The organism is Microbacterium sp. RU33B (assembly GCF_900155915.1).
Lineage (GTDB): Bacteria > Actinomycetota > Actinomycetes > Actinomycetales > Microbacteriaceae > Microbacterium.
This window is the reverse complement of record NZ_FTPO01000003.1, coordinates 468,269-489,072: the sequence shown is the minus strand read 5'-3', so window position 1 is coordinate 489,072 and position 20,804 is coordinate 468,269. Positions and strand designations below refer to the sequence as shown.

Below are 20,804 nucleotides of genomic sequence, written 5' to 3'. Positions count from 1 at the left end.
CCTCCGGGACTCAGGATGCCGCGGCGCGCTGCCGCTGCAGTCGGGCGTGGACGTGGGGGTGCGGGGCGACCCGGGCGATCATGACGACGACCCAGACGAACAGCACCACGACGAGGGCGTTGCGGGCCGTGAGCAGGAAGGCGGCGAACGGCTGGGCGTACAGCAGCCCGCCGTAGGTCAGCGGGTAGACGCCGAGCGTGAGCAGAGCGACGGCCAGCGCGACGGTCGCCGGACGCCACCAGTGCGCGCGGTCCACGACCAGCCCCAGCACCAGCGGAGCGATGATCCACGTCATGTACTGCGGCGAGCCGACCTTGTTGAAGACGATGAAGGCCAGCACGAGGCCGAGCGCGAGCCGCGGGAACAGCGACGCGAAGCTCGCTCCGCGCCAGGCCTTCACGGCGCCGAGCGCGGCGAGCGCCACGAGGGCGAGGATCTGCAGCGGCGTCATGAGCGCGATCACGACGTCGACCTGGGGACCCGTGATCTGGAACGTGAGCATGTCGGGGTCGTAGTAGATGAACGAGCCGGGCACGCCCTGCACCGCCTGCCAGAGGTACAGCGTCCCGACGGGCGCCTCGAGCTGGATGCCGCGATCGGACTGATCGGCGATGAACCCGAAAGCCCGCGGCGCTCCTCCCAGCAGTGCGATGCCCGCGAGGGCGACGGCCGACACGATGAGCCCGCCCCCGATCACGACGAGCCGCCGCCGGAGGGCGACGACCGCGGCCGCGATGAGGGCCGCCGGCCACACCTTGATCCACGTCGCGACGGCCAGCAGGATCGAGGCGAGCCAGGGGCGTCCGACGAGCAAGAGGCATCCCAGGATCGCGATCGGCACGGTGAAGCCGTCGAGGCGGTACATGCCCACGGGGCCCAGGAGCGCGATGAAGCTGAGCCAGAACCACGCGGCGACGGTGCGGCCGGTCGAGCGACCCCGGCCGACGAGCACGGCGAACGCCACGGCATCCGCGATCGTCACGAGGATCGCCCACCCGACCGTGTAGCCCGCGATCCACGAGAACAGCCACGTCAGCAGCATCGGGATGATCGCGACGAGCGGGTACACCCACGTCTCGGTGATGCCGACGAAGCCGATGTAGGTGCGTTCGCTCACCAGGGCGTAGGTCGCGGGATCGACGAAGCCGCCGTTCAGCCACGCGCCGGACCACCGCTCGTAGACGCGGTACACATCACCCATCGGCTCGTTCGGCAGCACGAACCCGAGCACCGCCACGCCCACGTGCACGACGACGAACGCGATCCACAGCACCGCTCGCCTCGACACGAGCCCATCCTACGGTCGGGCGCAGGGCCGCCTAGCGTGCGAGCAGGTCGGCGACCACGCGGGGCACCGCCTCGGCGACGTCGAGCGCCGTCACGGGTCCGCCCCCGTGGCCGACGGATGCCGCCGCCGTCGCCCCCGCGCGGCCGTGCACCCAGGCACCGGATGCCGCGAGCCGGCCGAGCGCCTCGGCATCCGGCGCCTCGCCGCGCGCGGCCGCACCTGCTACGAGGGCTCCGATCACTCCCCCGAGCACATCGCCGGTGCCGGCGGTCGCGAGCCACGGCGTCGCGGCCGACACGACCGTTGTCCACCCGGTCGGGGCGGCGACGATCGTGTCGGATCCCTTGAGCAGCACCGTCGCGCCGAGAGCCACCGCCGTCTCGCGCGCGTCGGCGATGCGGTCGCCCTCCGATCGGGTGAGCCCGAGCGCTTCGCGCAGACGAAGGAGCTCGCGCGCGTGCGGCGTCACGATGAGGGGGGCGGCGGCGCCCGGCGCCAGGTCGAGCGCCCCCGCGTCCACGACGACGGGCACCTCGCCGGCGAGCAGCTCCTGCAGCGCCCCGGTCTCGGCATCCGTGCGGTGCGCCGCATCGGTCCCCGAGCCGATCACCCAGGCCTGAACGCGGCCGGAGGCCGCGACGGTCTCGGGGCGGCGCTGGAGCACGAGCGCCGTCGCGCGGTCGGGGCCGAGATAGCGGACCATGCCGACGCCCGTGCGCCAGGCCGCTTCGACGCCGAGGACGGCGGCACCGGGATACGCGTCGGAGCCGGTCCGGAGGCCTATGACTCCTCGGGAATACTTGTCGTCGGACGCGGTTGGCGTCTGGAGGGCGCGAGCCGCGTCCGCCCGCGTCCATCCGGCCACCCTCACCGATTCACCCACACCGCCACACCCTATCCCCGTCGGAGCCACAGACATGAGCCTGCTGTTCACGCCCACCACGATCCGCGCCGTCACGCTGCGCAACCGCCTCTGGGTGGCGCCGATGTGCCAGTACAGCGCCGTCGACGGGATGCCGCAGGAGTGGCACCACACCCACCTGGCCCAGTTCGCGTCCGGCGGCGCCGGCCTCGTGATGGCGGAAGCGACCGCCGTGTCGCCCGAGGGCCGCATCTCGCCGCAGGACACGGGCATCTGGAGCGACGCGCAGCGCGACGCCTGGGTGCCGATCGTGGCGGCGATCCGCAGCCGCGGCGCCGTCGCAGGCATCCAGCTGGCCCACGCGGGCCGGAAGGCCTCGACGTGGTCGCCGCTCCTCGGAAAAGACGGCACCGTGCCGGTCGCCGACGGAGGGTGGCAGGCGGTCGCGCCGTCGGCGGTGGCCTACGAGGGCTACGCCGTACCGCAGGCGCTCGACGCCGCCGGCATCGACGCCGTCGTCGACGACTTCGCCGCCGCGGCGCAGCGCGCGCTGGATGCCGGGTTCGAGGTGCTCGAGATCCACGCCGCACACGGCTACCTCCTGCACCAGTTCCTCTCTCCGCTGAGCAACCGCCGCGACGACGAGTACGGCGGGTCGCTGGAGAACCGCGCGCGCCTGCTCCTGCGCGTCGTGGACGCCGTACGACGCGTCGCGGCGGACGCCCCGCTGTTCGTGCGGTTCTCGGGAACCGACTGGGCCGAGGGCGGATGGACCATCGAGGAGACCGCGACGGTGGCTCGCTGGGCGGCCGACCGGGGCGCCGACTTCTTCGACATCTCCAGCGGCGGCCTCGTCGCCCACCAGAAGATCGCGGTCGGCCCGGGCTACCAGGTCGCCCTCGCCGCGCACGTGCGCCGCGAGGCGGACGTGCCGGTCAACGCCGTCGGGCTCATCGACGACGGCCTGCAGGCCGAGTCGATCCTCGCCGCCGGCGACGCCGACGCGATCATGTCGGGACGAGAGTGGCTGCGCGATCCCCACTTCGGCCTGCGCGCGTCGGTCGATCTCGACGAGTCGCTCGACTACTGGCCGGCGCAGTACGTGCGCGCCCGCCGTCGCCGCTGACCGGCGGAGCGGAACGATGAAGCGCCTCGGGCCCATCGGCCCGAGGCGCTTCACGTGTCGTCGTCAGTACGCGCGGCGCCTGGTCGCGTCCTGCACTTCGCCGACGAGCTCCTCGATGATGTCCTCGAGGAACAGCACCGCGGTCGTGCGGCCGTCGAGGTCGCGCACCTGGGCCAGGTGACGACCCGCGCGGCGCATGAGGGCGAGCACGTCCTCGAGATCGGTCGTCTCCAGCACCGACACCATGTGGTGGATGCGCTTCGACGCGATCGGCTCGGCGACGTCGTCCGCGGCATCCGGACCCTCGGCCGCCCGCAGGACGTCCTTGAGGTGCACGTATCCGAGCGGCTGCCCCTCGGCATCCACGATCACGTAGCGCGAGAAGCCGTGCTTGGCGACGGCACGCTCGATCTCGTCGGGCGTCGTGTTCTCCGGCAGGGTGACGAGGTCGGCCAGGGGCACCGCGACATCCTTCGCCTTCTTGTCGGTGAACTCCACAGCCGCAGCCACCGTGCCGGAGAGGTCGTTGAGGACGCCTTCGATGCGGGACTGGTTGACGATCGTCGTCACCTCTTCGAGGGTGAAGGTCGAGGCCGCCTCGTCCTTCGGCTCGACCTTGAACAGACGCAGCACGTGGTTCGCGATCCAGTTGAGCGAGGCGATCACCGGGTAGAACACCTTCGACACCCACACGAGCGGAGTCGCGAGCATGAGCACAGCGCGGTCGGGCACCGAGAACGCGAGGTTCTTGGGCACCATCTCGCCGAACACGACGTGCAGGTACGACACGATCAGCAGCGCGATGATGAACGCGACGACGTCGATGACGGCGTAGCTCCATCCCGTGAGTCCCAGCGGCACGGCGAGCAGGTGGTGGATGGCCGGCTCGGAGACGTTCAGGATCAGCAGCGAGCAGATCGTGATGCCGAGCTGGCTCGTGGCCAGCATGAGCGTCGCATGCTCCATCGCGTACAGCGCGGTCTTCGCCGAGCGGGAGCCCTTCTCGGCGAGCGGCTCGATCTGAGAGCGCCGCGCGGAGATGACGGCGAACTCGGCGCCGACGAAGAAGGCGTTGGCGATGAGCAGCACGAACAGCCAGGCGATTCCTGCCCAATCACTCATCACGCTCACCCCCTTCGTTCGTGTCCGGCACAGGCTTCGGAGTGAACCTCACGCGGTCGACGCGGCGGCCGTCCATGCGCTGCACCTCGAGGGTGCCGTCGTCGATCTCGACGGTGTCGCCGGTGGTGGGGATGCGCTCCAGCACGCTCATGACGTAGCCGCCGACGGTGTCGTAGACATCGCCCTCGGGCACACGGATGCCGGTGCGGTCGAGCACTTCGTCGGGGCGGAGATCCGCCGGGAAGACGACGCCGTCCGCCGAGCGGACGACCCCGGCCTGGCGGCGGTCGTGCTCGTCGAGGACTTCCCCGACGATCTCCTCCACGAGGTCTTCGAGGGTCGCGACACCGGCGGTGCCGCCGTACTCGTCGACGACGACGGCCATCTGGTAGCCGCGGGCGCGCAGCTCGGACAGGAGCCCGTCGAGGTGCACCGCCTCGGGCACGCGCAGCGGCTCGGTCGCGAGCGCCATCGCCGGGACGTCGGCGCGGCGATCGCGGGGCACGCCGACGGCGGCCTTCAGGTGCACGACGCCGACGATGTCGTCCATGTCGTCGTCGTAGACCGGGAAGCGGCTGTGGCCGGTGCGGCGGGCGAGCTGGATGATGTCGTCCGCGGAGTCGCCGGCCTGCACGGCGTGCAGGCTCGGGCGGGGCGTCATGACGTCGGCGGCGGTGAGGCGCGCGAACGTGAGGCTGCGGTCGAGGAGGGATGCCGTGTCCTCTTCGAGCACGCCGGCGCTCGCCGAGCGGCGCACGAGGCTGGAGAGCTCCTCCGCGGTGCGCGCGCCCGACAGCTCCTCCTTCGGCTCGATGCCGAAGGAGCGGAGCACGCCGTTGGCGCTGCCGTTGAGCACCACGATGGCGGGGCGGAACACCGCGGTGAACGCGGTCTGGAACGGGATGACGAGCTTGGCCGTCTGGCGCGGCAGCGCGAGGGCGAAGTTCTTCGGGACGAGCTCGCCGAGGATCATCGACAGGACCGTCGCGATCGTGATCGCGACGATCGTCGCGATCGGGCTCACGAGGCCCGCCGGCATCCCCCACGAGGTCAGCACCGGCGAGAGGAGCCGCGAGAACGCGGGCTCCATCGTGTATCCGGTCAGCAGCGTCGTCAGCGTGATGCCGAGCTGCGCGCTGGAGAGGTGCGTCGAGGTGATCTTCAGCGCCGCGATCGTCATCGCCAGTCGCGTCTCACCGCGTTCGCGGCGTGCTTCGAGGTCGGCCCGATCGAGGTTCACGAGGGCGAACTCGGACGCGACGAAGAGACCGGTTCCGACGATGAGCAGGAGCCCCACGCCCAACATGACGTAATCCATCACGCATCACCCCCGTTCACAGGGGCGGGTCGGTGGGGCGAGCGTCTGCAACTGGGAGGGTCGTCCATCAGGCTGAACAGTCTACGGCACCCGTCCGCGGCCTCCGCCGGGAGCCGGCATCCCGCTCACCAGCTGACGGGGAGCGCCTTGCCCTCTTCGTAGCCGGCGGCGGACTGCAGCCCGACGTGCGCGCGGTCGTGGAACTCCGGCACCGTCGTCGCGCCCGCATACGTGAACGACGACCGCACGCCCGACGTGATCATGTCGAGCAGGTCCTCCAGCCCGGGCCGCAGCGGATCGAGGTAGATCTTCGACGACGAGATGCCCTCGGCGAACAGCTCCTTGCGCGCGAGCTCGTACGGGTCGAGGCGGCCGAACCGTTCGTGCACGGCCTTGGTCGAGGCCATCCCCCACGATTCCTTGTAGACGCGTCCGGCGTCGTCGGCCAGCAGCTCGCCCGGCGCCTCGATCGTGCCGGCGAACCACGAGCCGATCATGACGGATGCCGCTCCTGCCGCCAGCGCGAGGGCCACGTCGCGGGGGTATCGCACACCACCGTCGGCCCACACGTGCGCCCCCATGATGCGCGCGGCCTCCGCCGTCTCGAGCACGGCGGAGAACTGCGGCCGCCCGACGGCGGTCATCATGCGCGTCGTGCACATCGCGCCGGGACCGACACCGACCTTGAGGATCGTGGCGCCCGAGGAGACCAGATCATGTACGCCCTCCGCCGTGACGATGTTGCCGGCGGCGATCGGGATGCCGAGGTCGAGGTCGCCGACGGCGCGCAGCGCACGCAGCATCCCCTCCTGGTGCCCGTGCGCCGTGTCGACGACGAGAACGTCCACGCCGGCCGCCGCGAGCGCCTTCGCCTTCGCGGCAACGTCGCCGTTGATGCCGACGGCGGCGGCGACGATGAGGCGTCCGTCCGCGTCGACGGCGGGACGGTACAGCGTCGAGCGCAGGGCGCTGCGGCGCGAGAGGGTGCCGACCACGAACCCGTGGTGCAGAACGCAGACCGTCTCGGCGCCCGTCGCGACGAGGAGGTCGAACGCGTGGCGCGCGGTCTCGACGTCGTCGGCGTCGATCGACGCGGTCCGCCCGCGGGCGAGGTCGCCCAGGCGCGCGTCGGGGAGGGCGGTGCCCAGTCGCGTGGCGGGGACGATGCCGAGGACGTCGTCGATCCTCAGTCCGGCGCCGGATGCCTCGGCGACGACGATGCCGTGCCCCTCGGTCGGAGGAAGCAGGCGCGCGGCCTCGGCCACGGTCGCCGACGGGGGCAGCACGATCGGGGTGTCCCACGGGACGGGCTGATCCTTCACCCAGCGGATCGCGGCGTCGAGATCCTGCAGCGGCATGTCCTGCGGGAGCACACCGAGACCGCCGCGGCGCGCGAGGGTCGCGGCGAGCCGGGGTCCGGTGACCGAGTTCATGTTCGCCGAGACGATCGGGATCGTCGCCGTGCTGCCGTCGCGCGGGGCGAGGTCGACATCGAGACGGCTCGTGATCGCGGATCGCCGGGGGACGAGGAAGACGTCGGAGTAGGTCAGGTCGACGACGGGCTGCTCACCATAGAATTCCACGCGATAAGGCTAGTGATTCTTTCCTGGGGGGAAAGTGATGCGCGATCGTGCCGCGCTCCGCCTGGTCTCCCAGGGAGGCGTGCCGCAGACTGGGTTAGGCTTAGCAGTCGTGCGTGTGGGCGTGATCCAGCCCCGCACGTTCTCCAATCTTCACTGAGGAAAGCAGGCGATCGGGCGTGTCGAGCCAGGTGACAGGCGTCGGGACTTCGAGCGAAGGAGAGTTCGGGGCCAACGAATGGCTCGTCGAGGAACTCTACGAGCAGTTCAAGGTCGACAAGAACTCCGTGGACAAGGCCTGGTGGCCCATCCTCGAGACGTACCACTCCGCAGGCGAGAAGGATGCCGCCGCGGCCGCAGCGCCGCCCGCCGGAACCGAGTCGAAGCCCGAGTCGGCGTCGGCCGCCCCGGTCGAGCCGAAGCCCGTGACGGCGCCGATCCCGGTCATCGGCGCGCAGCCGGTCGCGCGCACGACGGCCAAGCCCGCCGCGGCGCAGCCGATCCCGGCGCAGGCGCCGAAGGCGCAGCCGTCGGCGGGTGAGGCATCCAGCGAGGAAGACCTCGTCACGCCGCTCCGCGGCATGCCCAAGACCCTCGCCGCCAACATGGACGAGTCGCTCACGGTCCCCACCGCGACCAGCGTGCGCACCGTTCCGGCGAAGCTCATGATCGACAACCGCATCGTGATCAACAACCACATGTCGCGCACGCGCGGCGGCAAGGTGAGCTTCACGCACCTCATCGGGTGGGCGATCATCCAGGCGCTCAAGGAGTTCCCGAGCCAGAACGTGTTCTACGCCGACATCGACGGCAAGCCGTCGGTCGTCGCTCCCGCGCACATCAACCTCGGCATCGCGATCGACATCCCCAAGCCCGACGGCACCCGCGCGCTCCTCGTGCCCAGCATCAAGCGCGCCGACACCCTCACGTTCGGCGAGTTCCTCGCGTCGTACGAAGACCTCGTGACCCGCGCGCGCAACAACAAGCTGACCGCCGGCGACTTCCAGGGCACGACGATCTCGCTCACCAACCCCGGCGGCATCGGCACCGTCCACTCGGTCCCGCGCCTCATGAAGGGACAAGGGTGCATCGTCGGCGCCGGCGCCCTCGAGTACCCGGCGGAGTTCCAGGGCGCGAGCTCGAAGACGCTCAACGAGCTGGCGATCGGCAAGACGATCACCCTCACGAGCACCTACGACCACCGCGTCATCCAGGGCGCGGGATCGGGCGAGTTCCTCAAGAAGGTGCACGAGCTGCTCATCGGGCAGCGCGACTTCTACGACGACATCTTCGCGGCCCTCCGCATCCCCTACGCCCCCATCCACTGGGCACCCGACATCAACGTCGACCTCGCCGAGCGCGTCGACAAGCAGTCCCGCGTGCAGGAGCTCATCAACTCGTTCCGCGTGCGCGGCCACCTGATGGCCGACATCGACCCGCTGCAGTACATGCAGCGCACCCACCCCGACCTCGAGATCGAGAACCACGGACTCACGTTCTGGGACCTCGACCGCGAGTTCGTCACGGGCGGATTCGGCGGCAAGCGCGTCATGAAGCTCCGCGACATCCTCGGCGTGCTGCGCGACTCGTACTGCCGCACGATCGGCATCGAGTACATGCACATCCAGGATCCCGAGCAGCGCGCGTGGTTCCAGGAGAACGTCGAGGTCAAGTACCAGAAGCCGGGTCACGACGAGCAGCTCCGCATCCTCGAGAAGCTCAACCAGGGCGAGGCGTTCGAGACGTTCCTGCAGACCAAGTACGTCGGGCAGAAGCGCTTCAGCCTCGAAGGGGGCGAATCGCTCATCCCTCTCCTCGACGAGATCCTCCAGGGCGCGGCCCAGGCGGGCCTCGACGGCGTCGGCATCGGCATGGCCCACCGCGGTCGCCTGAACGTGCTGACCAACATCGCCGGCAAGACGTACGGCCAGGTGTTCCGCGAGTTCGAGGGCGCCGTCGCCGTGGGCAGCAAGAGCGGCTCCGGAGACGTGAAGTACCACCTCGGCACCGAGGGCACCTTCGTCGCCGACGGCGGCCAGGAGGTCCCCGTGCTCCTGGCGGCCAACCCGTCGCACCTCGAGACCGTCGACGGAGTGCTCGAGGGCATCATCCGCGCCAAGCAGGACCGCAAGGCCATCGGCTCGTTCTCGTGGCTGCCGATCCTCGTGCACGGCGATGCGGCCTTCGCCGGCCAGGGCGTCGTCGTCGAGACGCTGCAGATGTCGCAGCTGCGCGGCTACCGCACGGGCGGCACGATGCACGTCGTCGTGAACAACCAGGTGGGCTTCACCACGGTGCCCGGCGACGCCCGCACGTCGGTGTACGCGACGGATGTCGCCAAGACCATCCAGGCTCCGATCTTCCACGTGAACGGCGACGACCCCGAGGCCGTCGTGCGCGTCGCACAGGTCGCGTTCGCGTACCGCGAGCGCTTCCACCGCGACGTCGTGATCGACCTCGTCTGCTACCGCCGCCGCGGACACAACGAGGGCGACGACCCCTCGATGACGCAGCCCCTCATGACGAACCTCATCGAGGCGAAGCGCTCGGTGCGCCGCCTCTACACCGAGGCTCTCGTCGGTCGCGGCGACATCACCGAGGAGGAGTACGAGAAGGCCAAGCAGGACTTCCAGAACGGCCTCGAGATCGCGTTCGCGGAGACGCACGCGGCCGAGACCGGCTCGTCGCCCGTGGTGACCGACCTCGACGCGGTCGCTCCCGCCGAAGGCGCCCCCGAGACGACGGGGGTGGGCTCCGAGGTCGTGCGACTCGTCGGCGACGCGTTCGTGAACAAGCCCGAGGGCTTCACGGTGCACGGGAAGCTGCAGCAGCTGCTCGAGAAGCGACTCGAGATGAGCCGCAGCGGATCGATCGACTGGGCGTTCGGCGAGCTCCTCGCCTTCGGCTCCCTGCTCCTGGAGGGCACGAACGTGCGCCTCGCGGGTCAGGATGCCCGTCGCGGGACGTTCGTGCAGCGCCACTCGATCCTGCACGACCGGGCGAACGGCCAGGAATGGCTGCCTCTGGCCAACCTCTCCGAGAACCAGGGCCGCTTCTACGTGTACGACTCGCTGCTGAGCGAGTACGCGGCGATGGCGTTCGAGTACGGGTACTCCGTGGAGCGGGCCGACTCGCTCGTGCTGTGGGAGGCGCAGTTCGGCGACTTCGCCAACGGCGCGCAGTCGGTCATCGACGAGTACATCTCGGCCGCCGACCAGAAGTGGGGCCAGCAGTCGGGCGTCGTGCTCCTCCTCCCCCACGGCTACGAGGGCCAGGGCCCCGACCACTCGTCGGCGCGCATCGAGCGCTACCTGCAGATGTGCGCGCAGGACAACATGACCGTGGCGCGCCCGTCGACCCCTGCGTCGTACTTCCACCTGCTGCGCCGCCAGGCCTACGCCCGTCCGCGCCGCCCGCTCGTCGTGTTCACGCCGAAGGCGATGCTGCGCCTGCGGGGCGCCACGAGCTCGGTGGAGGACTTCACGTCGGGCAGGTTCGAGCCCGTGCTCGACGACGACCGCGGTCTCGAGGCATCCGGTGTGAAGCGCGTGCTGCTGCACGCGGGAAAGATCCACTGGGACCTCAAGGCCGAGCTCGAGAAGAACCCGAACCCGGCGATCGCGCTCGTGCGCCTCGAGCAGTACTACCCGGCGCCGGTCGACGAGCTCAACGCCGTCATCGACCGCTACCCCGGCGCCGAGCTGGTCTGGGTGCAGGACGAGCCCGAGAACCAGGGCGCGTGGCCCTTCATCGCGCTCGAGGTCGTCAAGCACCTGCACGGTCGCACGATCCGCAGCGTCACGCGTGCCGCTGCGGCCTCGCCCGCCACCGGTTCGCCGAAGGTGCACGCCCGCGAGCAGGCCGAGCTGCTGCAGACGGCGCTCACGCTCTAGCAGTCGTGGGGGTGGCCGCCCGAGGGCGGCCGCCCTCACCACCCCATCGAGCCCGGGATCCCCTTGAAGGGGCCGACGATGTCGTGGGTCACCCAGCCTCCGTAGAAGCCGCCCGGCTGCGGCACGACGACCTCGCCGTCGACTTCGCACGCATCCATGGGTCCCGCGTACAGCGCCACCCTGTCTCGCAGTTCCCCGTACCCGGGCGACGGCTCGGGGTAGTTCCAGGCCGCACGCGATGCCGTGACGCCGCCCCCGACCACGTCGAAGTACCGCGCGCCGCCCTTGAACTCGCAGAACGAGCTGCCCGCAGCCGGCACGAGCGCGCCCGGTGAGAACGCGGAGATCGGCAGGTAGTAGACCGGCGGGTGGCTCGTCTCCAGCACGCGGACGACGTCGCGCGTGTCGACGATCGTCGCCCCTCCCAGGACGACGACCACCCGGCGGTCGACGTGCTCGACGCGAGGCGGGCGCGGGTAGTCCCACACGGACTCCTGTCCGGCGGCGACGGGTTCGGGGGTGGGTCGCATGTCACGAGCGTAGACGCGTGCACGGCGGGTCGGGGCGGTGTCAACCCCCGACGTCCGTCCCGTCCTCGGTCCTAGATTCCTCGAAAAGAGAGGAATCCGCCATGACACACGCCCTGGTGCTGAACTGCACCCTCAAGCCATCCCCCGCGCCCTCGAGCTGCGCGCTCCTCGCCCAGCAGGTGCTCGACGCGCTCGCCGATCACGACGTCAGCGGAGAGCAGCTGCGCATCGCCGACTTCGACGTCAAGCCCGGAGTGGACAAGGACATGGGCGACGGCGACGAGTGGCCCGGCATCCGCGCGAAGATCCTCGCCGCCGACATCCTCGTCCTGGCCACCCCGACGTGGATGGGGCACATGTCGAGCATCGCGCAGCGCGTTCTCGAGCGCCTCGACGCCGAGCTGTCGGAGACGGATGACGCGGGCCGCCCGATCCTGGCCGGGAAGGTCGCGGTCGCCGTCGTGCTCGGCAACGAAGACGGCGCCCACGCCATCACGGCCGACCTGTTCCAGGGTCTGGGCGACGTCGGCTACAGCATTCCCTCACAGGGAGGCGTGTACTGGAACGGCGAGGCGATGCACACGGTCGACTACAACGATCTCCCCGAGACCCCCGAGAAGGTGGCGCAGACCACGGCGACGCTCGCCCGCAACACGGCGCACCTCGCGAAGCTCCTGCGCGCCCAGCCGTACCCGGCGCCGTAGCGGGATCAGCGACCGAGCTCCTCGAGCCAGCGCAGCCACACCTCGCTCACGGTGGGGTACGAGGGCACCGCGTGCCAGAGCCGCTCGATCGGCACCTCGCCGACGATCGCGATGGTGGCGGAGTGGAGGAGCTCGGCGATGTCGGGGCCGACGAACGTCGCGCCGACGAGCACGCCGCGGCCGAGGTCGACGATCGCGCGCGCCCGTCCCGTGTAGTGATCGGCGTACGTGCTCGCCCCCGCGACCCACGAGAGGTCGTAGTCGAGGACGCGGATGTCGAGTCCCGCCTCGCGGGCGGATGCCTCGGTGTGCCCCACGGCCGCCACCTCGGGGTCGGTGAACACGACCTGCGGCACGGCGGTGCGGTCGGCGGTCGCGACGTGGCGGCCCCACGGCGCATCCTGCACGTCGTCGCCCTTCGCACGCGCGGCGATGACGTCGCCCGCGGCGCGGGCCTGGTACTTGCCCTGGTGGGTGAGCAGCGCCCGGTGATTGACGTCTCCGACCGCGTAGAGCCAGTCGGAGCCGCGGACGCGCATCGTGTCGTCGACGTCGAGCCACGAGCCCGGAGCGAGTCCGACGACGTCGAGACCGATGTCGTCGGTGCGGGGCGCGCGCCCGGTGGCGGCGAGCACCTCGGCCGCCCGCACCTCCGAGCCGTCCGACAGGGTGATGACGACCTCGGCTCCCTCACGGGCGACGCGGTCGGTGCCGACCCCCGCGCGGATCGTCACGCCCGCGTCACGCAGCGCGTCACCCACGAGCTCGCCCGCGAACGGCTCGAGGGAGGTCAGCAGCCCGGAGCGGGCGATGACGGTGACGGCCGTGCCGAACGACGCGAACGCCGTCGCCATCTCGACCGCGACGATGCCGCCGCCGAGGATCGCCAGCGATGCGGGAACCGTCTCCACGCTCGTGGCCTCCCGGCTCGTCCACGGTCGCGCGTCGGCGAGTCCGGGGATGTCGGGGGTCGCGGCATCCGTCCCCGTGCAGACCGCGACCGCGTGCCGCGCGCGCAGCACCGTCGTCGCGCCGTCCGCGCCCTCGACGGACACCTCCCGGTCTCCGCTGAGCCGGGCGTGCCCTCGGACGAGGTCGATGCCCGCCGTCTCGAGCCACTCCACCTGCGACGCATCGCTCCATTCGTGGGTGATGCCGTCGCGGCGCTGCAGCGTCGCGGCGACGTCGAGACGGCCGGTGACGGCCTCACGGGCGCCGGCGATGTCGCGCGCGGCGCGGAGTGCGGCACCACCGCGCAGCAGCGCCTTGGACGGCATGCACGCCCAGTACGAGCACTCCCCGCCGACGAGCTCGCTCTCCACGATGACGGCCGTGAGGCCCCCCTGGACGGCGCGGTCGGCGACGTTCTCCCCGACGGGTCCGGCGCCGATCACGATGAGGTCGTATTCGCGTGTGGTCATGCGCCTACGGTACGCCGGGCAGCGTGTCCGGCGGCGACGGGTCGGGTTACACACAGATGACGCTCCGCGTCAAGAGTGACGTGATTTCGAGCCTCGTGTCCGAGACCTGTGGTTGGGTTGAATCCCGCCCGAAAGGACAGCATGGCGATCGAGTTCCGCGCGGTGACCAAGCGCTTCCCCGACGGCACCACTGCGGTCGAGGACTTCACCCTCGTCATCCCCGCCCACAAGACCACCGTCTTCGTCGGATCCTCCGGCTGCGGCAAGACCACGCTGCTGCGCATGATCAACCGTCTCGTCGAGCCCACGAGCGGCCAGATCACGATCGACGACGAGCCGATCGCCGACCGCGATCCCGTCCAGCTGCGGCGGGGCATCGGCTACGTGCTGCAGAACGCGGGACTCCTCCCGCACTTCACCGTCGCCGAGAACATCGCGACCGTTCCGGTCCTCAAGGGCGTTCCCAAGAAGCAGGCCCGGGCGCGCGCTCTGGAGCTGATGGATGTCGTGGGCCTCGACCGCGCCTCGGCCGACCGGTACCCGAGCCAGCTCTCCGGCGGCCAACAGCAGCGCGTCGGTGTCGCGCGCGGGCTCGCCGTCGATCCGAACATCCTGCTGATGGACGAGCCCTTCGGCGCCGTCGACCCGATCGTCCGCAAAGAGCTGCAGGAGGAGACCCTGCGCCTGCAGCGCGACCTCGACAAGACGATCGTCTTCGTCACGCACGACGTCGACGAGGCGTTCCTCCTCGGCGATCAGGTCGTGATCCTCGAGAAGGGCGCGCACATCGCCCAGATCGGCACGCCCGACGAGATCATCGAGAACCCCGCCAGCGAGTTCGTCGCGAGCTTCATCGGGGCCGACCGCGGTGCCCGCGCGCTGCACAAGAAGACCACTCCGCGGGGCACGGTGCTCGTCGACGGAGCGGGACGCACGCAGGGAGTCCTGGTGGAGGGCCCTCCGTGAACTGGGTCCTCAACAATTTCGGGCTGATCCTGGAGCTCTCGGTGGAGCATCTGCGCCAGAGCGCCATCGCGATCGTGCTCGGATTCGTGATCGCGCTCCCCATCGGGTGGGCCGCGTTCCGGTACACCCGGCTGCGGGGCACGGTTCTTTCCACCATCAGCCTGCTGTACACGATCCCGTCGTTCGCGCTGTTCGCCGTGCTCTCGCTCTTCGGCGTGCCGTACCTGTCGCAGACGAACCTGATCATCGCCCTCACGATCTACGCCGTCGCGATCATGACGCGCTCCGTGACCGACGGCCTGGCCTCGGTCGACGAGGTGACGCGCAATGCGGCGATCGCCGTGGGCTTCGGCCCGTGGCGACGATTCTGGACGGTCGACTTCCCGCTCGCCGGCCCCGTCATCCTCGCGGGCCTGCGGGTCACGGCCGTCTCCACGATCTCCCTCGCGACCGTCGGAGCCCTGATCGGCGTGCAGAACCTCGGCTACCTCTTCACCAACGGAGCGCAGCGCCACATCCTCGGGGAGATCCTGGCCGGCGTCGTGGCCGTCGTGGTGATCGCTCTCGTGATCGATCTGCTTCTGGTCGTCCTCGGCCGCGCGCTCATGCCGTGGACCCGATCGACGCGCACCCCCCGCGCGGCACGCCGAGCGGTGGTGACCGCATGAACCTCCTCCTCGACGCCTTCGCGTGGATCTTCTCGCCCGATCGCCTGGCAGGCTCCACGCCGCTGCCGACCGCGATCGGGCAGCATCTCGCCTTCACGTTCGGCTCGGTGCTGATCGCGGCGCTCATCGCGATCCCGTGGGGCTGGGCCATCGGCCACACCGGTCGCGGCCGTGAGACGGCCGTGTTCCTCTCCGGAGCCGCCCGCGCCCTCCCGGCCCTCGGCGTCGTCGCCCTCCTCCTCGAGCTCATCCCCGTGTCCTACAAGACGTCGGCCGCCGTCGTCGCATTCGTGCTGCTGGCCATCCCGTCGATCCTGGCCGGCGCCTACTCGGGCTTCGAGGCCATCGACCGCACCGTCATCGGAGCGGGACGCGCCGTCGGCATGACGGAGCGGCAGATCCTCTTCACGGTCGAAGTGCCGCTCGGTCTGTCGCTCCTCATCAACGGACTGCGCTCGGCGACGCTCCAGGTCGTGGCCACCGTCACCATCGCGGCGTACTTCGGCCTGGGCGGCCTGGGCTTCTACATCATGCAGGGCCTCGCCAACCGGGACTTCGTGCAGATCCTCGGCGCGTCGATCATCATCATCGTGCTCGCCCTTCTCCTCGACGGCCTGTTCGCGCTCGTCGCGCGCTTCGCCGTGCCGCGCACCGACGGGCCCCGTGCCCGCCGACGCACTCCGATCAGCCCCACGTCCGTCCCCGCACCCACAGCCTGACTCCCCTGCCCCTCACCACACCGGAGGTTCCACATGAAGATCACACGCACCCGCCTGTCCCTCGCGCTCGCCGGCACGGCCGTCGCAGCGCTCGCCCTCGCCGGCTGCGCGTCGGGCGGCGATCCGCTCGACAGCGGCTCGACCGCCGAATCCGGCGACTCGTCGACCATCGTCGTCGGCTCGCAGACGTACTACTCGAACGAGATCATCGCCGAGATCTACGCGCAGGCGCTCGAAGGCGCCGGCTTCACGGTCGAGCGCAAGTTCAACATCGGCCAGCGCGACGCCTACCTCCCGTCGCTCGAAGACGGCTCGGTCGACCTCTTCCCCGAGTACAGCGGCAACCTGCTGCAGTTCTTCGACCCCGAGGCCACGGCGACGACGTCGGACGAGGTCTTCGCCCAGCTCCAGGAGGCTCTCCCCGAGGGCCTCACGGTGCTCGACCAGTCGTCGGCGACCGATCAGGACTCCTACAACGTCACAGCCGCGTTCGCTGAGGAGAACAGTCTCGTCTCGATCGCCGATCTGGCCGGCATCTCGCCGCTCGTGCTCGGCGGAGCGCCCGAGCTCGAGACGCGTCCGTACGGGCCGACCGGCCTGAAGGACGTGTACGGCGTCGACGTGACGTTCAACCCGACCGCCGACACGACGGTGCCCGAGCTCGTCGCCGGCAACATCCAGGTCGCCAACGTCTACAGCGCCGATCCGGCCATCGGCATCAACGACCTCGTCACCCTCGAGGACCCGGACGGTCTCCTGCTCGCGTCGAACGTCGTGCCGCTCGTGAACGCCGACATCGCCGACGAGATCGCCGACGTGATCAACGCCGTGAGCGCCGCGCTCACTCCCGAGGGCCTCGTCGCGCTGAACGTCGAGTCGACGGTCGACGAGCGCTCGTCGGCCGACATCGCCAAGGACTGGCTCGCCGCCAACGACCTGGGCTGATCAAGCCCGTCACACAGCGCCCGTGCGGTTCTTCCGCACGGGCGCTGTGTCGTCCGCGCGATGCCCACCACGGCGTCGATGCCCCGCCCGCGACGGCGGCCCACGAACGCCGCGTCAGCGCGAGCGACGCAGACGCCGCCACGCCGTGACGGCGATCGCCGCTGCCGCCAGCAGCGCTGCCGGCAGCAGATTCGCGCCCGCGAGCACGAGGAGCCCGGCGGAGAGGATCGCGGCGACCAGCGCCATCCACCAGCCCGCCGTGCCGCGCGGGAGGATCAGGAGGGCGGCGATCATGCCCGCCGTGTAGATCGCCACCATGTTGCTCGTGTGGATGAGGATGAATGCTCCCGTATCGCCGCCGGCAGCGAACGCGATCGCGGTGTACGCGAGCGCGATCGCGAACGTGAGCAGGAGCGCGCGACGCGGCACGCCTCCCGCCTCCGCTCCCGGGGCGAGCCATCGCGGAAGGTCGCCGGTGACGGCGAGGGAGGCGCCGAGCTTGCCGAACGCGGCGAGGTACGAGTTCGCGACGCCGACGATGACGATCCCCGCGACGGCGCCGACGATGATCGGCCCGGTACCCGGGGCGACGGCGTCGGCGAGCGCGAGCAGCGGGACTGCGGAGTCCCCGGCCGCATCGCCGAGCACGCCGACCGTCGCCACCTGGAGGAGCAGGTACGCCACGCCCGTCACGACGAGCGCGATCGCCGTCGCCGCCGGGATCGTGCGGCGCGGGTCTCGGAACTCGCCGGAGATGTGCGTCCCGACCTCCCATCCGGCGAAAGCCCAGACGAACAGGCTCACCGCCGTGCCGACCCCGCCCCAGCCGTACGGAAGGAAGGGGGTGAAACGGGAGGCGTCGGATGCCGGCAGAGCGGCCGAGACGACGAGGACGACGATGCCGATGAGGAGCCCGGTGAGCACGAACTGGACCCACCCCGCCGTGCGCAGACCGAGCATGTTGACCGCGAACGGCGGGACGAGGATCGCGAAGGCGATGATCGGCACGGCGATGCGGTCGGCGCCGGTCACGGCGGTGATGTACTCGCCGCCGAGGATCGCGAGCACGGGGAATCCTGCGGCGACGCCGAAGTAGAACCAGTAGCCCGTCGCGCGTGCCGCGGTGCCGCCGAGGGCGCGGCGCACGTAGCTCGCGACGCCACAGGGGTCGGGGTAGCGGGCGGAGAGCACCGCGAACGTGCCGGCCAGCGGCACGGCGAGAAGGATGACGATCGCGACCGACACGAGCGACGCGGGCCCTGCGACCTCTGCGGCGAGGCCGGGCAGGACGAGCAGTCCGGTGCCGAGCACCGAGGCGATGTAGAGCGCGACCCCCTGCGCCAGACCGAGACGACCGTGGGTCGTCTCCGCGCGCGCGGGAGCGGCATCCGTCGTCATCCGATCAGTGTGGTCGCGGATGCCGGCGCGCGCCTCCGGTGAGACGGCCGTTCCTGTGCGGATTCCTGCCAGCCGCGCCATCTCAGAGGGGATCGACGCCGGCGCGCGCGAACGCTGCGGCGGCAGCATCCATCGATGCGATCCGATCCGCCTCCACGAGCCCGACGCGCGTGCGGCGATCGAGGAGATCGTCGATCGTCAGGGCACCCTCCACGGCCACGCCCCACTGCAGCTCCTGGGCCGTCACGCCGCGCGCGGCGTCCGCACCGGGGGGCAGCGACGCCGCGTACGTCGCCTCGGCGCCGTAGCGCCGCACGAACCGGGGCGGCGCGTCGATCTCGCTCAGGCGCTGCCTCGGCCACGCCCCGACGAGCGGCAGCGTGCGCGTCTGCGAGGCGCGCGCCGTGGGCAGAGCGCGCAGGCGCACCGCTTCGTCCACGCCGTCCTGCGCCATGCGGCGATACGTCGTGAGCTTTCCGCCGACGACGCTCAGCACGCCGTCCGCCGATTCGAGGATCGCATGGCGCCGCGACAGGTCGCTCGTCTGTCCGTGGTCGGCGCTCTCGAGCAGCGGACGCAGGCCCGCGAACGTCGCGAGCACGTCGGCGCGCGTGAGCGGCTCGGCGAGCACGGTGTTCACCGTCGCGAGGAGCATCTCGATCTCGTCGTCGGTCGCCAGCGGCACGTCGGGCACCGGCCCGTCGTCGGGCACGTCGGTCAGACCGATGTAGGCGCGTCCGTGCACCGCCGGCAGGGTGAAGACGAATCGGCTGGAGGAGCCGGGAACGGGCACCGTCAGCGAGACATCCGATCCCCCCAGCCGTGCGGCGTCGACCACGAGGTGCGTGCCGCGACTCGGGCGGAGGCGGACGTCGGGGTCGAGGTCGCCCGCCCACACCCCCGTCGCGTTGACGACGGCCCGCGCCCGCACGACGAGGCTCTCCCCCGTCCGCACGTCGCGCAGCGTCGCGCCGTCGCCGGTCAGGGCGACCGCCTCGACGCGCGTGAGGACGGATGCCCCGTACCCCGCCGCCGTCCGCGCCACCGCGACCACGAGCCGCGCGTCGTCGATGAGCTGACCGTCCCACCCGCGCAGGCCGCCGCGGAGGTGGTCGCTCCGAACGGCGGGCACCAGTCGGAGCGTCTCGGCCGCGCCGATCACGCCCGGGGCGGCGAGGACGGCATGCGGCGTCCCGACCACACGGCGCAGGCCGTCGCCGAGACCGTATCCGGCGCCGATGTAGGCGCCGCGCGCGACGTGTCCGGGTTCGTACAGCGGCACGATCTGCGCCAGCGGCCGGGTGAGGTGCGGAGCGATCCGCGTCATGAGGAGGTGGCGCTCCGAGGCGCTCTCGTGGGCGATCCCGAACTGGCCCGTCGCGAGGTAGCGCAGCCCGCCGTGCACGAGCTTGGAGCTCCAGCGGCTCGTGCCGAACGCGAGGTCGTGCTTTTCCACCACGACGGTCCGAAGCCCGCGGCTCGCGGCGTCCAGAGCGATGCCCACGCCGGTGATGCCGCCGCCCACGACGAGCAGGTCGATGGGCGGATCCCCCGCGAGCGCGTCGAGTTCGCGCGCGCGTCTCGTCGCGTTCAGGGCCGAGGAATGCGGCGTGCGTCCGACGATCTTCACGACATCTCCCCGAGGTACCCGCGCAGCATCCGGGCCAGCTCGGTGCGCCAGCCGTCGTCGGGAAGCCACTCCGACACGAGCGGGGCGGACTGCACGGCGGACTGGAGGGCGAGCAGCAGAAGTGCCGCCATCCGGTCGGGGTCGCCCGCGCGGACGAACCCCTCGCGCTGGCCGGCGGCGATGCGGCGCACGAGGTCCGCGTGGATCACGCGCTGGCTCGTCCCGATGCGGTCGAACACGTACCGCGCGAAGAGCTCCGGGTCGGTGTCGCGGAGGCGTTCCATCAGCGGCATCCGGCGCACTCCGTCGGCCGTCGCGACCAGAAGTCCCACGAGGGAGTCGAGATCGTCGGGCTCTTCGCGGGGCAGCACCGCGATCAGCTCGCGTGTCACGAGGGTCGCGAAGACGGCCTGCGCGTCGGGCCAGTAGCGGTAGAGGGTCTGACGGGCGACACCGGCGCGACGGGCGATGTCGGATGCCGTCGTGCGGCGGATGCCGTGGGCGAGCACTTCCGCGAGCGCGGCGTCGAGAAGGGCGACCTCGGTGTCGGACGGCGCGACGGACGCAGAGGCGGCGGGGACGGGGGCTGCATCGACCATGTGACAACCATACAGAATGTGTCATACTGTCGCTC

At 71.0% G+C, this 20,804-nt stretch carries 17 protein-coding genes; 7 read left to right on the top strand and 10 right to left on the bottom strand.

The features are described 5' to 3' along the window. Positions 1-10 precede the first annotated feature (10 nt). Both B0B14_RS15605 and B0B14_RS15600 read right to left on the bottom strand, forming a co-directional pair. Positions 11-1,288, bottom strand: a complete 1,278-nt coding sequence (locus B0B14_RS15605) for a glycosyltransferase 87 family protein (protein WP_076683500.1) — start codon at positions 1,286-1,288, stop codon at positions 11-13. A 31-nt stretch (positions 1,289-1,319) separates the two neighbouring features. Then, complete coding sequence (locus B0B14_RS15600) at positions 1,320-2,171, bottom strand: ADP-dependent NAD(P)H-hydrate dehydratase (RefSeq protein ID WP_076683499.1); 852 nt, start codon at positions 2,169-2,171, stop codon at positions 1,320-1,322. A 34-nt stretch (positions 2,172-2,205) separates the two neighbouring features. Here B0B14_RS15600 and B0B14_RS15595 point away from each other — a divergent pair, with 34 nt between their 5' ends. Beyond that, positions 2,206-3,276, top strand: a complete 1,071-nt coding sequence (locus B0B14_RS15595; RefSeq protein ID WP_076683498.1) for an NADH:flavin oxidoreductase/NADH oxidase — start codon at positions 2,206-2,208, stop codon at positions 3,274-3,276. A gap of 63 nt (positions 3,277-3,339) precedes the next feature. Here the strand turns inward: B0B14_RS15595 and B0B14_RS15590 are convergent, their stop codons facing one another. The 3 genes from B0B14_RS15590 to B0B14_RS15580 form a co-directional block, all read right to left on the bottom strand. Then, on the bottom strand, positions 3,340-4,398 hold the full coding sequence (locus tag B0B14_RS15590; RefSeq protein WP_076683700.1) for a hemolysin family protein: 1,059 nt from the start codon (positions 4,396-4,398) through the stop codon (positions 3,340-3,342). Further along, the gene (locus B0B14_RS15585) at positions 4,391-5,716 is read right to left on the bottom strand and encodes a hemolysin family protein (protein WP_076683497.1); all 1,326 of its coding nucleotides are present in this window, start codon (positions 5,714-5,716) and stop codon (positions 4,391-4,393) included. The genes B0B14_RS15590 and B0B14_RS15585 overlap by 8 nt, the downstream gene beginning before the upstream one ends. A gap of 125 nt (positions 5,717-5,841) precedes the next feature. After that, entirely contained in the window at positions 5,842-7,299 is a 1,458-nt protein-coding gene (locus B0B14_RS15580; RefSeq protein ID WP_076683496.1) for a GMP reductase, read from the bottom strand. Between the two features lie 176 nt (positions 7,300-7,475). Between B0B14_RS15580 and B0B14_RS15575 the strand changes: the two genes are divergently transcribed. Continuing rightward, complete coding sequence (locus B0B14_RS15575) at positions 7,476-11,189, top strand: multifunctional oxoglutarate decarboxylase/oxoglutarate dehydrogenase thiamine pyrophosphate-binding subunit/dihydrolipoyllysine-residue succinyltransferase subunit (RefSeq protein WP_083710653.1); 3,714 nt, start codon at positions 7,476-7,478, stop codon at positions 11,187-11,189. A gap of 35 nt (positions 11,190-11,224) precedes the next feature. Here the strand turns inward: B0B14_RS15575 and B0B14_RS15570 are convergent, their stop codons facing one another. Beyond that, entirely contained in the window at positions 11,225-11,719 is a 495-nt protein-coding gene (locus B0B14_RS15570; RefSeq protein WP_076683492.1) for a DUF427 domain-containing protein, read from the bottom strand. 101 nt (positions 11,720-11,820) lie between these two features. On the opposite strand from B0B14_RS15570, the gene B0B14_RS15565 reads away from it, so the two are divergent. Further along, positions 11,821-12,423: a flavodoxin family protein gene (locus tag B0B14_RS15565; protein ID WP_076683491.1), complete on the top strand. Its 603-nt coding sequence runs from the start codon at positions 11,821-11,823 to the stop codon at positions 12,421-12,423. 5 nt (positions 12,424-12,428) lie between these two features. Here the strand turns inward: B0B14_RS15565 and B0B14_RS15560 are convergent, their stop codons facing one another. Then, positions 12,429-13,844, bottom strand: a complete 1,416-nt coding sequence (locus tag B0B14_RS15560) for a dihydrolipoyl dehydrogenase family protein (protein ID WP_076683490.1) — start codon at positions 13,842-13,844, stop codon at positions 12,429-12,431. Positions 13,845-13,985: 141 nt separating this feature from the next. Between B0B14_RS15560 and B0B14_RS15555 the strand changes: the two genes are divergently transcribed. Genes B0B14_RS15555 through B0B14_RS15540 form a run of 4 tightly spaced genes read left to right on the top strand, consistent with a single transcriptional unit; the run spans position 13,986 to position 17,142 of the window. Further along, complete coding sequence (locus B0B14_RS15555) at positions 13,986-14,810, top strand: ABC transporter ATP-binding protein (RefSeq protein WP_076683489.1); 825 nt, start codon at positions 13,986-13,988, stop codon at positions 14,808-14,810. Further along, positions 14,807-15,478, top strand: coding sequence for an ABC transporter permease (locus B0B14_RS15550; protein WP_076683488.1), 672 nt, complete (start codon positions 14,807-14,809; stop codon positions 15,476-15,478). The genes B0B14_RS15555 and B0B14_RS15550 overlap by 4 nt, the downstream gene beginning before the upstream one ends. Next, on the top strand, positions 15,475-16,197 hold the full coding sequence (locus B0B14_RS15545; RefSeq protein ID WP_076683696.1) for an ABC transporter permease: 723 nt from the start codon (positions 15,475-15,477) through the stop codon (positions 16,195-16,197). Before B0B14_RS15550 ends, B0B14_RS15545 begins: the two co-directional genes overlap by 4 nt. 33 nt (positions 16,198-16,230) lie before the next feature. Beyond that, a complete protein-coding gene (locus tag B0B14_RS15540; protein WP_076683487.1) occupies positions 16,231-17,142 on the top strand; it encodes an ABC transporter substrate-binding protein in 912 nt (303 codons plus the stop codon). Between the two features lie 114 nt (positions 17,143-17,256). Here B0B14_RS15540 and B0B14_RS15535 read toward each other — a convergent pair whose 3' ends face one another. The 3 genes from B0B14_RS15535 to B0B14_RS15525 form a co-directional block, all read right to left on the bottom strand. Next, entirely contained in the window at positions 17,257-18,540 is a 1,284-nt protein-coding gene (locus B0B14_RS15535) for an APC family permease (protein WP_076683691.1), read from the bottom strand. Between the two features lie 82 nt (positions 18,541-18,622). Beyond that, positions 18,623-20,170, bottom strand: coding sequence for a glycerol-3-phosphate dehydrogenase/oxidase (locus B0B14_RS15530; RefSeq protein WP_143733743.1), 1,548 nt, complete (start codon positions 20,168-20,170; stop codon positions 18,623-18,625). After that, positions 20,167-20,769, bottom strand: coding sequence for a TetR/AcrR family transcriptional regulator (locus tag B0B14_RS15525; protein WP_076683486.1), 603 nt, complete (start codon positions 20,767-20,769; stop codon positions 20,167-20,169). The genes B0B14_RS15530 and B0B14_RS15525 overlap by 4 nt, the downstream gene beginning before the upstream one ends. Between the last annotated feature and the right edge of the window lie 35 nt (positions 20,770-20,804).

What these genes read in the sequence shown, in the direction of transcription:
- B0B14_RS15595 (WP_076683498.1), top strand. Translation starts at nt 2,206, where the DNA reads ATGAGCCTGCTGTTCACGCCCACCACGATCCGCGCCGTCACGCTGCGC.
- B0B14_RS15590 (WP_076683700.1), bottom strand. Translation starts at nt 4,398, where the DNA reads ATGAGTGATTGGGCAGGAATCGCCTGGCTGTTCGTGCTGCTCATCGCC.
- B0B14_RS15585 (WP_076683497.1), bottom strand. Translation starts at nt 5,716, where the DNA reads ATGGATTACGTCATGTTGGGCGTGGGGCTCCTGCTCATCGTCGGAACC.
- B0B14_RS15570 (WP_076683492.1), bottom strand. Translation starts at nt 11,719, where the DNA reads ATGCGACCCACCCCCGAACCCGTCGCCGCCGGACAGGAGTCCGTGTGG.
- B0B14_RS15565 (WP_076683491.1), top strand. Translation starts at nt 11,821, where the DNA reads ATGACACACGCCCTGGTGCTGAACTGCACCCTCAAGCCATCCCCCGCG.
- B0B14_RS15560 (WP_076683490.1), bottom strand. Translation starts at nt 13,844, where the DNA reads ATGACCACACGCGAATACGACCTCATCGTGATCGGCGCCGGACCCGTC.
- B0B14_RS15555 (WP_076683489.1), top strand. Translation starts at nt 13,986, where the DNA reads ATGGCGATCGAGTTCCGCGCGGTGACCAAGCGCTTCCCCGACGGCACC.
- B0B14_RS15545 (WP_076683696.1), top strand. Translation starts at nt 15,475, where the DNA reads ATGAACCTCCTCCTCGACGCCTTCGCGTGGATCTTCTCGCCCGATCGC.
- B0B14_RS15540 (WP_076683487.1), top strand. Translation starts at nt 16,231, where the DNA reads ATGAAGATCACACGCACCCGCCTGTCCCTCGCGCTCGCCGGCACGGCC.
- B0B14_RS15535 (WP_076683691.1), bottom strand. Translation starts at nt 18,540, where the DNA reads ATGACGACGGATGCCGCTCCCGCGCGCGCGGAGACGACCCACGGTCGT.
- B0B14_RS15525 (WP_076683486.1), bottom strand. Translation starts at nt 20,769, where the DNA reads ATGGTCGATGCAGCCCCCGTCCCCGCCGCCTCTGCGTCCGTCGCGCCG.